Origin of the sequence: Pseudohalioglobus sediminis, from assembly GCF_008370495.1 — a bacterium.
Classification (GTDB): domain Bacteria; phylum Pseudomonadota; class Gammaproteobacteria; order Pseudomonadales; family Halieaceae; genus Halioglobus.
Genome location: NZ_VTUX01000001.1, coordinates 294,888 through 308,466 on the forward strand (window position 1 = coordinate 294,888; position 13,579 = coordinate 308,466).

Annotated in this window: 11 protein-coding genes; 5 read left to right on the plus strand and 6 right to left on the minus strand. The window is 62.7% G+C overall.

Annotated features, from left to right (window positions below; translation table 11 throughout):
- Positions 1 to 73: 73 nt before the first annotated feature.
- Positions 74 to 1,210, plus strand: a complete 1,137-nt coding sequence (locus tag F0M18_RS01295) for an acyl-CoA dehydrogenase family protein (protein ID WP_149609573.1) — start codon at positions 74 to 76, stop codon at positions 1,208 to 1,210.
- Here the strand turns inward: F0M18_RS01295 and F0M18_RS01300 are convergent.
- From F0M18_RS01300 to F0M18_RS01310, 3 genes are all read right to left on the minus strand, one after another.
- On the minus strand, positions 1,207 to 1,593 hold the full coding sequence (locus tag F0M18_RS01300; protein ID WP_149609574.1) for a PilZ domain-containing protein: 387 nt from the start codon (positions 1,591 to 1,593) through the stop codon (positions 1,207 to 1,209). The genes F0M18_RS01295 and F0M18_RS01300 overlap by 4 nt on opposite strands.
- Before the next feature lie 118 nt (positions 1,594 to 1,711).
- Positions 1,712 to 2,683, minus strand: a complete 972-nt coding sequence (locus F0M18_RS01305; RefSeq protein WP_262500791.1) for an AEC family transporter — start codon at positions 2,681 to 2,683, stop codon at positions 1,712 to 1,714.
- 30 nt (positions 2,684 to 2,713) lie between these two features.
- The gene (locus F0M18_RS01310) at positions 2,714 to 4,054 is read right to left on the minus strand and encodes an aspartate aminotransferase family protein (RefSeq protein ID WP_149609575.1); all 1,341 of its coding nucleotides are present in this window, start codon (positions 4,052 to 4,054) and stop codon (positions 2,714 to 2,716) included.
- 121 nt (positions 4,055 to 4,175) lie between these two features.
- On the opposite strand from F0M18_RS01310, the gene F0M18_RS01315 reads away from it, so the two are divergent.
- A complete protein-coding gene (locus F0M18_RS01315) occupies positions 4,176 to 5,096 on the plus strand; it encodes a LysR family transcriptional regulator (protein ID WP_149609576.1) in 921 nt (306 codons plus the stop codon).
- Positions 5,097 to 5,121: 25 nt separating this feature from the next.
- Here F0M18_RS01315 and F0M18_RS01320 read toward each other — a convergent pair whose 3' ends face one another.
- Entirely contained in the window at positions 5,122 to 6,840 is a 1,719-nt protein-coding gene (locus F0M18_RS01320; protein WP_149609577.1) for an FAD-dependent oxidoreductase, read from the minus strand.
- Positions 6,841 to 7,056: 216 nt separating this feature from the next.
- Here F0M18_RS01320 and F0M18_RS01325 point away from each other — a divergent pair, with 216 nt between their 5' ends.
- The gene (locus F0M18_RS01325; protein ID WP_149609578.1) at positions 7,057 to 7,536 is read left to right on the plus strand and encodes a c-type cytochrome; all 480 of its coding nucleotides are present in this window, start codon (positions 7,057 to 7,059) and stop codon (positions 7,534 to 7,536) included.
- 46 nt (positions 7,537 to 7,582) lie between these two features.
- On the opposite strand, the gene F0M18_RS01330 is transcribed toward F0M18_RS01325, so the two are convergent.
- Together F0M18_RS01330 and F0M18_RS01335 are read right to left on the minus strand one after the other, a co-directional pair.
- Complete coding sequence (locus tag F0M18_RS01330) at positions 7,583 to 8,239, minus strand: cytochrome b/b6 domain-containing protein (protein ID WP_149609579.1); 657 nt, start codon at positions 8,237 to 8,239, stop codon at positions 7,583 to 7,585.
- The gene (locus tag F0M18_RS01335; RefSeq protein WP_149609580.1) at positions 8,236 to 8,958 is read right to left on the minus strand and encodes an NUDIX hydrolase; all 723 of its coding nucleotides are present in this window, start codon (positions 8,956 to 8,958) and stop codon (positions 8,236 to 8,238) included. The genes F0M18_RS01330 and F0M18_RS01335 overlap by 4 nt, the downstream gene beginning before the upstream one ends.
- Before the next feature lie 229 nt (positions 8,959 to 9,187).
- Here F0M18_RS01335 and F0M18_RS01340 point away from each other — a divergent pair, with 229 nt between their 5' ends.
- Together F0M18_RS01340 and F0M18_RS01345 are read left to right on the plus strand one after the other, a co-directional pair.
- Positions 9,188 to 11,395, plus strand: coding sequence for a TonB-dependent receptor (locus F0M18_RS01340; protein ID WP_188109544.1), 2,208 nt, complete (start codon positions 9,188 to 9,190; stop codon positions 11,393 to 11,395).
- A gap of 104 nt (positions 11,396 to 11,499) precedes the next feature.
- Positions 11,500 to 13,569, plus strand: a complete 2,070-nt coding sequence (locus tag F0M18_RS01345; protein WP_149609582.1) for a DUF3604 domain-containing protein — start codon at positions 11,500 to 11,502, stop codon at positions 13,567 to 13,569.
- Positions 13,570 to 13,579 lie beyond the last annotated feature (10 nt).

Here is a 13,579-nt window from a genome sequence, read left to right on the forward strand (position 1 = left end):
GCGCTTGGGTATCACCCTACCGGGGTGTACAATCGCGAGCGTTTTTTAAGCAGTCGACAAAGAGCAACAGAGCATGGACAAAGAAGAACTGAACCTGTTTCGCGACATGGCACGCCGTGCCTTTGAGCAGGAAATCGAACCACACTTCGAGCAATGGGAAGCCGACCACATGGTGCCGCGTGCACTCTGGAATACGCTCGGTGAGGCGGGGTTGCTGTGCCCGGACGTGGGTGAGGAATACGGCGGTGCCGGCACTTCGCCGCAGGTCTGCCTGGCCATGATCGAGGAGCTGTCACGCATGGGTTATGGTGGCTTCTGCAGCGGCTACGGCATTCACAGCAATATTGTTGCCCCCTACATCGAGCACTTCGGCACCGAGGAGCAAAAGCAGCAGTGGCTGCCGAAAATGGTCACTGGTGAGGCGGTAGGCGCCCTGGCCATGACCGAGCCCGGGGCCGGTTCCGATGTGCAGGGCATCCGCACCAACGCCGTGCGCGACGGTGACGAGTGGGTCCTGAATGGCTCCAAGATCTTTATTACCAACGGCATCCACGCCGACCTGGTCATCGTGGCGGCGATTACCGACCCCGGCAAGGGCGCCAAGGGGACGTCGCTGTTCCTCGTGGATGCCAGCCTGCCCGGCTTCGAGCGCGGCAAGAAAATCGAGAAGATCGGCCAGCACAGCTCAGACACGGCGGAACTGTTCTTCCAGGACGTGCGCCTGCCCGCCAATGCCCTGCTCGGCGAACTGAACAAGGGTTTCGTCATCATGATGACCGAACTGCCGCGGGAGCGACTGGGCATCGCCGCACAAGCGGTCGCCGCCGCCGAGGGCGCGCTGGCGCTGACTGTAGACTACGTCAAGGAGCGCAAGGCGTTCGGGCAGACCGTGTCCAGCTTCCAGAACACGCGCTTCACGCTGGCGGAAGTGAAAACCGAGATCAGCCTCAACCGCGCTTTCTACGAACAGTGCGCCAACCAGTACGCCAGTGGGGAACTGACGGCGGACGACGCCGCCATGCTGAAATACGCCTCAACCGAAATGCAGTGCCGCACCATCGATGAGTGCCTGCAGCTGTTCGGTGGCTATGGTTACACGGCCGAGTACCCGATTTCCCGGTTTTACACCGACGCGCGGATTCAGCGCATCTACGGCGGTAGTTCAGAAATCATGCGCGAACTGGTGGCCCGGTCCATGCTCGGGCGCTAGCCCTCGCCGGCGCGCACCTTGGGCGCCAGTGAATGCACCACCTTGAACCAGCGCTCCATGTCCTCGCGGCTGGAATCCATCAGTTCCAGCCCGACCCAGTATCCGGCCTTGCCATCAGCGGGCCGGCTCCACTTAGCCTGCCCTTCCAGTTCCAGGTTCTCTTTCCAGTCGTCCATGGGCACAGCCAGGTTGAGCCGGGCGCCCGCGGCAATTTCCTCCGGCACGAATACCTTGAGTCCACCCACGGAGATGTCCACGGTTTCACAACGCAGGATCGGGTTCTCTGATTCCTTGCGTGTGCCGCGCCCCACGACCTCGATGAAAATCGCCTGAACGACTTCAACGCGCTCGTGCTGGCGCCTGTTCGTGTAGTCGTAGGTCATGCTCTAAACTCCTGATTCCTGACTCTGGCTACAGTTTTTCACAGGCTGGCAAGGAACGTCATCACAGAATTGGTGATTTCTGGACTTTTTGGCTGGCGGCGCGGCTGAACGGGCGCCACTACGCGCCGATATCGCCGGCCAGCCCCAGTAAAGACAACACAAACAGGCCCAGGGTCAGGCTGAGCGCAGACAACAGGGTGCTGAGGACCACGATATTGGCCGCCAGCACACCATTGCCGCGTGCGGCCACCACCATGATGTAGCCCGATGCCGCCGCCGGCGCTCCCACCAACAGGAACAGCACGCCCAGCGCCTCCCCGCGCACACCAATCAGGAGTGCCAGCATCACGGTCAGCGCGGGAGACACCAGCAGGCGCCAGGCCGTGGACTCCCAGGCCAGGGCTCCGGACTGGCGCAGCTCGCCCAGCTTCATGGCCCCGCCGATACACACCAGCATCAGCGGCAGGAAAAAGGCGCTCAGCCAGACACTGGCAGGTTCGACAACGGCGGGAACCGGCAGGCCAGACAGCGCCAGCGCGGCGCCGGCGGCGATACCTATGATCAGCGGGTTGCGCAGGATACCCAGCAGCGCAGCCTGTACCGAGGAGGTGCCGCCAAGTGTGCTGTTGAGCACGAATACCACGAGGATGTTGTACAGGCTGGTCATCACCGCCACCGCCAGCGCGGCCAGCTGGGCCCCGCGTTCACCGTAGGCGGAAATACACAGCGCCAGCCCCATGATCGCGAGATTGGAACGAAATGCCCCCTGCACAAATATGCCGCGCTCGCGCAAGGGGTGACCGCGCCAGATGCTGTAGCACCAGCTCACTGCGGTGACCAGCAGCGTACCGAGGACCCCAGCAAGCAGGTAGGTAGCGCCCAGCACACTGGCATAGTCCACGCTGGCAGCGCCCGCGAACAGCATCAGCGGCAGACCGTAGCGGAATGACAGCCGCGAGATGCGGTCGTTAAGCGACTCGCTCAGCCAGCCCAGGCGCGCCAGCACGGCGCCGGCAATCACCCAGCCGAAGGTCGGCAGGGAGACCTTGAGACAGGTCAGGAACAGCGCTGTGGCATAGTCTGGGGACAAACGGCGGCTTCGGCAGGCAGTGAGACCCCATTATGCCATTTCAACGAGGGCCTCGCCGAGCGCGCTCACCAGGCTGTCGATCTCCGACGTCTCGAGGATGAAAGGCAGGCCCAGCTGAATGGTGTCGCCACCGTAGCGAACGTAGAAGCCCTTCTCCCACATCCGCATGGCCACCTCGTAGGGCCGACGCGCGGGCTCGCCGGGATAGCTGGCCAGGGTCAGGGCACCGGCAAAGCCGTAGTTGCGGATGTCGGTCACGTGCGGCTTGCCGCGCAGCTCGTGGAGCACGTTTTCGAAATGCGGCGCCAGTTGCGCCACCCGCTGCGGCAGTTGCTCCCGTTCCAGCAGATCCAGTGCCGCGATGCCGGCAGCGCAGGCCACCGGGTGCGCCGAGTAGGTGTAGCCGTGGGGAAACTCCAGCATGTACTCGGGGCCGCCCTGCTGCATGAAGGTCTGGTAGATCTCGTCTTTCGCTACCACCGCGCCCATCGGAATGGCGCCATTGGTCAGCTGCTTGGCCAGGTTCATGATGTCCGGCACCACACCGAAGGCGTCGGCGCCGGTCATGGCGCCCATGCGCCCAAAGCCGGTGATGACCTCGTCGAAGATCAGCAGTATGTCGTTAGCATCGCAGATGTCGCGCAGCCGCTGCAGGTAACCCGCCGGTGGCGGGATCACGCCGGCGGAGCCAGCCAGTGGCTCCACGATCACGGCGGCAATGTTCGATGCGTCGTGCAGGGCGATCAGCTCATTGAGCTCGTCCGCCAGCTGCCAGCCGCTCGCGGGCATGCCTTTGGTAAAGGCATTTTCCGGCAACATGGTGTGTGACAGGTGGTCAGCATCCACGGCGGTGCCGAACAGTTTGCGATTGGCGCCAATGCCGCCGACGGAAATACCGCCGAAGTTGACCCCGTGATAACCCTTGATGCGGCCAATCAGCTTGGTCTTGGTGGGCTGGCCCTTGAGCCGCCAGTAGGCACGGGCCATCTTCAACGAGGTATCCGCACTTTCGGAACCGGAGTTGGTAAAGAACACGTAGTCCAGCCCCGCAGGTGTCAGTTCCTTGATGCGGTTGGCCAGCTCGAAGGACCGCGGCTGCCCGAACTGGAACGCCGGGGAATAGTCCAGGGTCTGCATCTGACGGGTGACCGCATCGGTAATCTCCTGGCGGTTATGTCCCAGGCCGCAGGTCCACAGCCCCGAGAGGCCGTCGAGGATGCGACGACCCTTGTCGTCGATATAGTAGGCCCCCTCTGCGCCCACGATCATGCGTGGATCGTCCTTGAACTGGCGGTTGCCGGTATAGGCCATCCAGTGTGCTTCCAGCTCTTCGCGGGTCAGGGGACGATGTATCTCTTGCATGGTGGTCATCTCGGTATGCTCGTTTGTTGCGCCAGCGCGCATTTTACGACCGGTTTTTTGTTTCACAAATCAATACCTATCAACTTAAAGTTTCATTATTATTCATCTATTGACAGCGGGAGGACAAAGCATGGCGCGCAAGGCATTACTGGGTAACGTCAGTGACAACGACCTGAGGCTGCTGCGGGTGTTTCGCGCGGTGGTACAGTGCGGTGGTTTTTCCGCTGCCGAGCTGGAGCTGAATATCAATCGCTCCACTATCTCGCGGCATATCAAGGACCTCGAAACCCGACTGGGCGTAACCCTGTGCCGCCGCGGTCGCGCCGGCTTTGCCCTCACCCCCGAAGGTGAACAGGTCTTCGACAGCGCCACGCGTATCATGGCCGCCATGGAAGAGTTCCAGCACGACGTGGACGCCCTGCATCAACAGCTGACCGGAACGCTGTCCATTGCCATTTTCGACAAGACCGCATCCAACCCGGCCTGCCATATCGATCGCGCGTTCGCGGAGTTTGACCGCGAGGCACCGGAAGTGCGCCCGGAAATCCACGTGGAACCGATCAATGCGATTGAGCGAGGGGTAATGGAGGGCCGCTTCCAGTTGGGCATTATCCCGAACCACCGGCCCTCGGCCAGCCTCGACTACTACCCCCTGTTCGATGAACAGATGTACCTCTACTGCGCTGCGGACCATCCGCTGTTTACGACCGGGGAAAATACCCTGGGCGCGGAGGACGTGCGCCGCGCCCGCTACGTCGGCATCGGCTACCACTCGCCGAACATGGAAACCAGTCGGCAACTGGGCCTGCAGCGCCACGCCACCGCCCACGACCAGGAAGCCGTGGCACACCTGGTCCTGTCAGGACGCTACCTCGGCTACCTGCCGGAGCACTACGCGGAGGGCTTTGTGGCCCGGGGAATGATGCGGCCGCTGCTACCGGATACCTTCCAGTACCTGTGCCAGTTCAGCGCCATCGTGCGCCATTCGCCGCCACCCTCGCGCGTAGTGCAAACGCTGCTGGACGCGCTGGTGAACGCGCACGCAGCCTGAGCGCAGGGGCCAGGCTGGGGCGGGATTAATCCTGGTACCCGGTGATCGCCTTGGCGGCCTGGTAACCAAAGGTCATTGACGGTCCGAGGGTGGACCCGGGGCCGGGATAACAGGGCAGCGTGGGAGCGCTGCAGTTACCGCAGGCGTAGAGACCCTCGATGACGGAGCCATCCTCGCGCACCACCTCGGCATTGGCGGTAATCACCATGCCGCCCTGGGTACCGAAATCACCGGGGTCCAGCCGCACCGCGTAGAACGGCGGTTTCTCCACCGGGCCGAGGCAGGGATTGGGCGTCACCCGCGGGTCGCCGTAGTAGCGGTCATAGGCGGACTCGCCGCGATGACACTCGGGGTCGACGCCGGTACGCGCATACTCATTCATATCCCGGACTGTCTGTTCGAGTCCGGCGCCGTCCACATCGATCTTTGCCGCCAGCCCGGCAATGGTGTCGGCCTTGGCATAGAAACCGCCCTGGGCATACTCAAAGTGCCTGGGCACCTGCCAGTCCGGACGGAACTTGCTGTTGAACAAGGGCCCGACGAAATAGTTGGCGCGGAAATTGGCATCAAAGATCTGCCATGTGGGATAGGTCGGGCTCTCTTCGGAGTGCTTGGCGAAGGTCTCCAGCTGGAACGCCATGTAGTTTTGCGACTCGTTACTGAAGCGCTTGCCGGCGGGATTGACGATAACCGAGCCCGGGTAGGAGCGTTCCATGACCGACAGGCGGGGAATCGGCTCACCGGGCACACTGATGGTATTGCACCACCAGGCCTCATCGAGCCGGTGCATCTTCGCGCCCAGGCGCATGGCCTCGTTGTGCGCATCACCGGTGTTCTCCATTACCCCGGCGCTCCAGCGATGATCGGTCGGCTGCGGCAGGTACTGTTCGCGCATGGCCTGGTTGTGCTCGAAACCGCCCGCGGCCAGCACCACACCCTTGCGGGCCTGCAGGCGCAGGGGCTTGCCATCCCGGGTCACTTCCAGGCCGACCACCTTGCCATCTTCCTCCACCAGGCGCGTCATGCTGGTGTTCAGCCACAGCGGCATATCCCGGTCGAGCATGGAGGCGCGCAGCCGCGCCACGCCGGCACAGCCGGTCGCCAGCCGGCGATGATATTTGCTTTTCAGGCGCCAGGGAATGTCCAGCAGGTAGTCCACAAACAGCTTCAGTGTCGACTTCCACCAGCCCGGCTGCTGCCCCACCATTTCCGCCGCCTCGACCTGGGTGATACCGATAACCCCGCCCAGGTGCATCATCTGGTGGGTGCGCCGCAGTCGCCGCCACTCGTCACCCAGTTCACTGGCGTCGAAAGTCTCCGGCTCCATGGAGCGATGGCCTTCCATCGCGCCTTCCAGGCTGGTGTAGTAATCCGGGTAGTGTTCCAGGGTGACGTAGCGCACCCGCGTGCGCTCGTGCAGGAAGTCGACCATCTTGGGGCCATTCTCCAGGAAGGCATCCAGCTGGTACTCCGGCACCTCTTCCTCGGTGATCAGCTGCCGCAGGTAGGTCTTGGCCTTGTCGAAGGAATCCTCCGCGCCAGCCGCTGCGGCATAACGGTTGCCCGGAATCCACACACCGCCACCGGAGACGGAGCTGGTGCCGCCGTAGAGGTCGGACTTCTCGATCACCAGCACATCTTTGGTGCCCATTTCGTAACTGCACAGGGCGGCTGTCATACCACCGTTGCCCGAGCCGACTACGATGACATCAAAACTGTAGTCCCACTGTTGTTCTGTGCTCATTGGTTCTTCCCGCAACATCAATGGGCGCATGGTAGCCCAGCAGCGCAGCCAAGGGAGCAGTCGCGCGGCTTAACACAGGGCAGGTTTAACATATTGGCCGCGGCTTACAGGCTGACTGGCCGTGGTTTAACTGCACGCGACTTGCGCAAGTCGGCGGGTCTTGCCTACACTCATCTGCGCTACCATTTTTCTTTCACTACCCACCAGGACGCCAATATGAAACGCTCGACTCGCAAACTACTTCTGTCTATCGCCGGCGCCAGTTGCCTCGCCGCCTCGGTGCAGGTTGCCGCCCACCTCAACGACAAGGAACCGATGCAGTCCTATCGCCAGTCCTACTTCACGTTGCTGGCCATGAACTTCGGGCCTATCGGTTCGATGGTAAAAGGCGAAATGCCCTGGGACGATGCCAAGGTCAAGATGTTCGCCGGTGACCTGGCGGCGCTGGGCAGCATGGACGTATCCCGTGCTTTCGGCCCCGGCACCGACAAGGGCACCACCCGCGCCAAGCCGGAAATCTGGGACAACCAGGAAGACTTCAGTGCCAAGCTGCAGGATATGCGGGATGCCGTAGTCGCCCTGCAGGGGGCAGCCAATTCCGGGGATCGCCAGGCGATTGCGGAGGCCACCGGTGCAGCCGGCAAGACCTGCAAGTCCTGCCACGACGAGTACAAGTCCAAGGACTACCTGTACTAGGGCCCGCGCAGCGGCCGGCCCGGCCCCGCTGCCGTCAGTTGATGGCCTACCACAATGGCTGCGGCTGGGGCGCCTGCTCCAGCCCCAGCCACAGCAATCCCGCCACCAGCGCCAGCAACACCAGCGCCTTCCACGCCGCAACCGGGGCGGCAGTGCCGACCCTGCCCGGTGCCCGGCCAGTGAACATGGCAGTGATCATTCCGTCCTTGCGCATGAACTGGTGATAGGCCACCACCAGCACATGCAGGGCGACCAGGACCAGTAACAGGTCGAAGGCGACTTCGTGCACCACGCCCATGGTATCGCGCCAATCCGTGCTCGCGGCGTAATACAGTGGCCCGGAAAACAGGATGTCGTCAGAATTGAACAGCCCACTGATGCCCTGCGCCAACAGCAGCGCCAGCAAGGCAAGCACCGAGAGTGCGCCAAGGGGATTGTGCCCCGGGGTCGGACTGCCACGGCCGCGCAAGTAGCCGATCACGGCCCCGGGACCGCGCACAAAGTCGCTGAAGCGCGAATGCACACTACCGACAACGCCCCACAGGATTCGCGCGAAGACCAGCACGATCAGTGTATAGCCGGTCCATTCATGTATGTCGTTGCGCCCCTGCTCTCCGCTCCACCAGGCCAGCCCGACACAGGCCACCACCGACCAGTGGAATACGCGCGTCGGCACATCCCAGAGTACGAACCCCTTGCTCACAGCACCTCCCCGGTTGGCACCAGCGGCACGATGTCATCGTCCACGTCTTCGCACAGGTAGTGCCAGCCACCGTCGACCATGGTGGCACGATGCCGCGGGCCGGGCAGCGCCGGGTCTACCGCCTCGTAACCCGCGTCGCCGTGATACAGGGCAACGATGGTGTCCTCGTGTTTGGTGATCACCGGCAGGACCCGGGGCACCGGGCTGTCGCGCTCCATCTCCATCACCTCTGCAACGGTGTTGTAACTGGCCAGGCGGGACAGGGTCACCATGGTCGGGGGCAGGATGCGCAACTCGCCGGCATAGTGTTCATCCAGTGCCTGGCGAACGCCCAGCCAGCGATGATCATGGATCTCCCCGCCGTCGATCACCACCTCTTCCTCGGCCTGTAACGGCGCCGCATAAATCCAGGTCGAGAAGCGGCGCTTTTCAGTCTCCGGTGTGGTCCAGTGACTCAGCAAAACCATGTCCTCAGGCTGGGGCTGCTGTCCGCACTCCTCCATGGCCTCCCGCGCGGCGGCGATACGCGCCGCCTGCTCCTCATCATCGTTGGCTGCGGCCAGGTCTTCCGCGTCCAGGCTGCCGCCCGGAAATACCCAGAAACCGCCGGCAAAAGCCAGTGACTTGTTCCGCCTGAGCAATAGGGTTTCCAGGCCGGCGTCGGCATCACGCAGCAGCACCACGGTGCTGGCCGGGCGTATTTCAGGGGTGTCAGACATCGCTATGACTACCTTTACATGACTGTATTTATAGCCGCGCAGTGTACCAGCAAGGTCATGCCTGCGCAGTGGCGCCGCGTTCTGACTCATGCCCGGGTATGGTAGTCTGATATTGTTTCTCTTTTTTCACATCCAGGGCATGCGCACGCACCGCTTAAACCTATCACGTCTCGCGCCTTTACTACTGCTTGCTGCGGGGAGCGACGTCGCCGCGTCAGCACAGCCGGCCATGCTGGAAGAAGTGATCGTGGTCGCGCAGCGCGTGCAGCAATCGGCGCAAGACACCCCTATTTCCCTGGCAGCGCTGGGTCGCGACCAGCTGGACATACTTGGTATCGACAACATCGCCGACATCCAGGCCAACGTCCCCAATTTCGTGGTGGACAGCTTTCCCGCCAGCAACCAGACCCTGCGCCTGTTTATCCGCGGCATCGGCATAACCGACGTGCAGGTTACCCAGGACCCCGGGGTTGGCGTCTACCTCGACGGTGTCTACCTGGCGCGATCGAGTGGCCTGGCCAGCGAGATAGCCGACCTGGAGCGCATCGAGGTACTGCGCGGGCCGCAGGGGACGCTGTACGGTCGCAACACCACCGGCGGCGCACTGAACCTCGTCACCGCCAGGCCGGATACGCAGGCACCTGGCTTCACCCAGTGGCTGGGCGCAGGCAACCGTGATCAGTTCCACGCGCGCAGCACCCTGAACCTGCCCCTGTCGAGTACGCAGGCGCTGAAGCTGGCCGCGCTATACCGGCAACAGGAAGGCTATATCGACAATCCAGGGCCGGGGGGAGATTTCGGCGACAGCCGCGCCGAGGGCTATCGCCTGGACTGGCGCTGGGATGCCAGTGACACCTTCACCCTGGATTACAGCTGGGACAAGTCCCGCGTGGAGACTCACAATTATTCTCCCCAGGCAGTGCTGCCGGGAATCGAATCGGGTACGCCGGCCGATGCCGCCATTCGCAGTTCCCGCCGCTTCGTGCCCTACTCGCGCGCGCGAATGGACCGTCTGCGCACCAGCACCCCATTGCTGCCCACCGATACCGACATCAGCGGCCACGCCCTGACGCTGGACTGGGATGGGCAGCCACTGCGCATCAAGTCGATCACCGCCTGGCGTGAGCTGGAGGACGCCAGCTATATCGATTTTGCCAGCGGCGCCAGCGCAGAATACCGGGTGGATTTCAACGCCATCACCCTGGGCGCCAGCAGCCCGTCTCCAGGGGCGTTCGACGATGTGCGCACGCGCCTCGAGCAGGAACAGTTCTCCCAGGAGTTGCAGCTGTTCAGTTCGCTTGCGGACAGCGTGCAGGTGGTCGCCGGCCTGTACTATTTCCGGGAAACGGCGCGCGAGAACTGGTTCCCACTGCACCACATATTCAGCTTCCCGCTCATCGAGACCGATGACCTCGGGCTGGCGGTGAACATCCGCGCCGAGGACAGCCGCATTCGCAATGAAGCCATGGCTGCCTATGGCCAGCTGACATGGTCGCCCGCCGCGGACTGGGCCCTTACTGTTGGCTGGCGCTACTCCCGGGATAACCGCGAGGTGCAGCGGGTGTTCACCCAGGACAATTACATCGACTTCGGCAACCTGGTGCTGGGGCCACTGGAAAGTACGGACTTTCGCGCCGATGCCGACAAGGACTTCGATGACAACTCATTTGTGCTGATCGCCGAGCACAACTGGCGTGACGACACCCTGCTGTATGCCAAGCTGGGCGAAGCCTACAAGAGCGGCGGTTTCAACACCCGTGACCCGGACCCCGCGTTCTTTTCGCGTGGCTTCGACGAGGAGAAGAATCGTACGGCTGAAATCGGCATCAAGGGTGAATGGCTGCAGCGCGCGCTGCGGGTCAATACCGCTATCTTTTACTCGCGCTTTGACGACATGCAGCTGAATTTCCTGCTGCCGGGCACTATCTCGGACACACGCGTGCTCAACACGGGGAAAGCCGAACTGGCAGGGATTGAACTGGAGGTCGTCGCCATGCCGCTGTACGGCTTGCTGCTGCGCGGCAACTACGCCTATCTGCACAGCGAGATCGACGATGTACTCGACCCGTTCACCGGCGAGCGTCGCAGCTTTGGTTTCAGCAATGCCCCGGAGCACAGTGCCAGCCTGAACCTCGATTACCAGTTCCCGCCAGTGGCCGCGGGTGTGATCAGCGTCAACCTCAATTACACCTACATGGACGCGCGCGATACCGCCAGTGCACTGACGTATATCGACGCCTACGACCTGCTGGGCGCCAGGCTCACGCTGTCACAAGTGAACCTGGCAGGGGGAGAAGTCAGTCTCTCGGCCTGGGTGAAAAATGCCCTGGACGAGGAATATGTGACCTTCACCATAGACAACCTGCCCCATGCTTCGCGGGCCGTGCTATGGGGTGAACCCAGGAGTTGGGGAATAGATCTCAGCTATCGCTACTGAAATAAGCCTTCGCGAGTGTAAGTAGCGATACCGCCCGCTTTGCCTTGTGCGCGAAAAACTGGAAACTTGTGGGCGCCAAAAATTCATCCAAAGGTAAAGCCTCCATGCGCTCATTCAGCCTGCTTCTGCTCCCACTGCTGGGTTCCCTGTCGGGTTCTCTGTTGTTCGCCCTGCCAGTATCGGCGGCGGACCCCGCAGAGCCGCCACAGAGCGCAGTTGAGGGCGATAGCGACGTCGCGCTCCCGCTGCCCCGGCGCGACTACGAGCCCAGCGAAGAACGGGAACCCTGCAATCACTACAACCCGTTACGGCAGCCGCATTTCGGCGATACCCACGTCCATACCGCCTGGTCGTTTGATGCCAATTCCCAGGACACGCGCAACCGCCCCGCCGACGCCTACAGATTTGCCAAGGGCGAGGTCATGGGCATACAGCCCTATGACGACAACAACCAGCCCCTGCGCCGTATCCAGATTGATCGGCCGCTGGATTTTACCGCGGTGACTGATCACTCTGAATTCATGGGCGAGATACGCATGTGTACCACCGCAGGGCTGCCCGGCTATTGGCACCCCGTGTGCATCGCCCACCGCTACCTGCCCCAGTTCACTTTCGCCACGCTGGCCGCCTACGGCCTGCAGGGCAAGAACCGCTGGGGTTTCTGCGGCGACAACAACGAAGTCTGCTTCGCCCAGGCCGCCGACACCTGGAAAGACATCCAGCGCGCCGCCGAGGACGCCTACGATCGCAGCAGCGACTGCAGCTTCACCAGCTTTTCCGCCTATGAATGGACCGGAACCGTGGGCACCGGCCAGAACCTGCACCACAACGTGGTGTTCAAAAACCACCAGGTGCCGGACCGCGCCCTGTCATGGATCGAGTCCGAATCCCAGGTCACGCTGTGGGATTATCTCGACCAGGAGTGCCTGTTGGACAAGCCCGGCTGCGATGCCGTGGTCATCCCGCACAACTCCAACCTCAGCGGCGGGCTGATGTTTGAAACCGCCCGCCTGGCCACAGACACCGTGCCAGCGGAGCCCGTCACCGCCGCGGAAGCCACCCGCCGCGCCCGCTGGAATACTCTGTTTGAAGTGATGCAGCACAAGGGGTCTTCGGAATGTGACAATCGCACCCCGACCTGGTCTGAAGACGAGTACTGCGGATTTGAAAAACTCGGCTATGACAGCTTTGGCGGCAAGAACACCGGCACGCCCGGCGGCATCGATGCCAAGTGGCTGAGCTTCATGGTAGACGACGAGAAACTGCCCCAGACCAAGCTGCCGGATGAGAGCAACTTCCTGCGTTACGCCCTGAAAAAAGGCCTGCAGCAACAGGCGGAACTGGGCGTGAATGCGTTCAAGTACGGACTGATAGCGGCCACCGACACCCACATTGCCGCGCCCGGCCTCACCATGGAGAAGAACCACCCGGGACACGGGGGTGCCGGCATGGGCTCCAGCGAGGGCGTGCCCAGGGGGCTGGCCGATGAACTGGAATATGGCCCCGGCGGACTGGCCGTGCTCTACGCCGAGGAGAATACCCGGGACTCGCTGTTCGCCGCCATGCAGCGCCGCGAGGCCTACGCCACCAGCGGCACGCGACCGGTAGTGCGCTTTTTCGGCGGCTGGGATTACCCGCAGGATGTCTGCGCAGCGCGTGACATGGTCGCCCGCGGCTACGCCGGCGGTGTGCCCATGGGCGGCGATCTCGCACCCCCGGCTGACAACACGGCAACACCCACATTCATCGTTTCCGCCGTGGCCGACAGTGGCACCGCCAAGTACCCCGGCAACCCGCTACAGCGCATCCAGTTAATCAAGGGCTGGTATGAAGACGGCGAACTGAAAGAACAGGTACTGGACGTGGCCGGCGGCGACAACGATGCGAGCGTGGACCTGGATACCTGTGAAACCACCGGCAGCGGCCACGCCCAGCTGTGCTCGGTGTGGCGGGACGACAACTTCAACGCGAATGCCCAGGCCTTCTATTACACCCGCGTGCTGGAAAACCCGAGCTGCCGCTGGAGCCAGCGCATCTGCGCCGAGGCGGGGGTACGTTGCGACGACCCGGCCACCATCACCGAGGGCCTGGAAAACTGCTGTCGCGAAGACCACGAGCGGGTTATCCAGGAGCGCGCCTGGAGTTCGCCGATCTGGTACACGCCGCGCACCTAGGCGCGGCCGC

Excerpts from the sequence above, each read along its gene's own strand:
- F0M18_RS01295 (WP_149609573.1), top strand. The coding sequence starts at position 74 with ATGGACAAAGAAGAACTGAACCTGTTTCGCGACATGGCACGCCGTGCC.
- F0M18_RS01300 (WP_149609574.1), bottom strand. The coding sequence starts at position 1,593 with ATGACCTACGACTACACGAACAGGCGCCAGCACGAGCGCGTTGAAGTC.
- F0M18_RS01310 (WP_149609575.1), bottom strand. The coding sequence starts at position 4,054 with ATGACCACCATGCAAGAGATACATCGTCCCCTGACCCGCGAAGAGCTG.
- F0M18_RS01315 (WP_149609576.1), top strand. The coding sequence starts at position 4,176 with ATGGCGCGCAAGGCATTACTGGGTAACGTCAGTGACAACGACCTGAGG.
- F0M18_RS01320 (WP_149609577.1), bottom strand. The coding sequence starts at position 6,840 with ATGAGCACAGAACAACAGTGGGACTACAGTTTTGATGTCATCGTAGTC.
- F0M18_RS01325 (WP_149609578.1), top strand. The coding sequence starts at position 7,057 with ATGAAACGCTCGACTCGCAAACTACTTCTGTCTATCGCCGGCGCCAGT.
- F0M18_RS01335 (WP_149609580.1), bottom strand. The coding sequence starts at position 8,958 with ATGTCTGACACCCCTGAAATACGCCCGGCCAGCACCGTGGTGCTGCTG.
- F0M18_RS01340 (WP_188109544.1), top strand. The coding sequence starts at position 9,188 with ATGCTGGAAGAAGTGATCGTGGTCGCGCAGCGCGTGCAGCAATCGGCG.
- F0M18_RS01345 (WP_149609582.1), top strand. The coding sequence starts at position 11,500 with ATGCGCTCATTCAGCCTGCTTCTGCTCCCACTGCTGGGTTCCCTGTCG.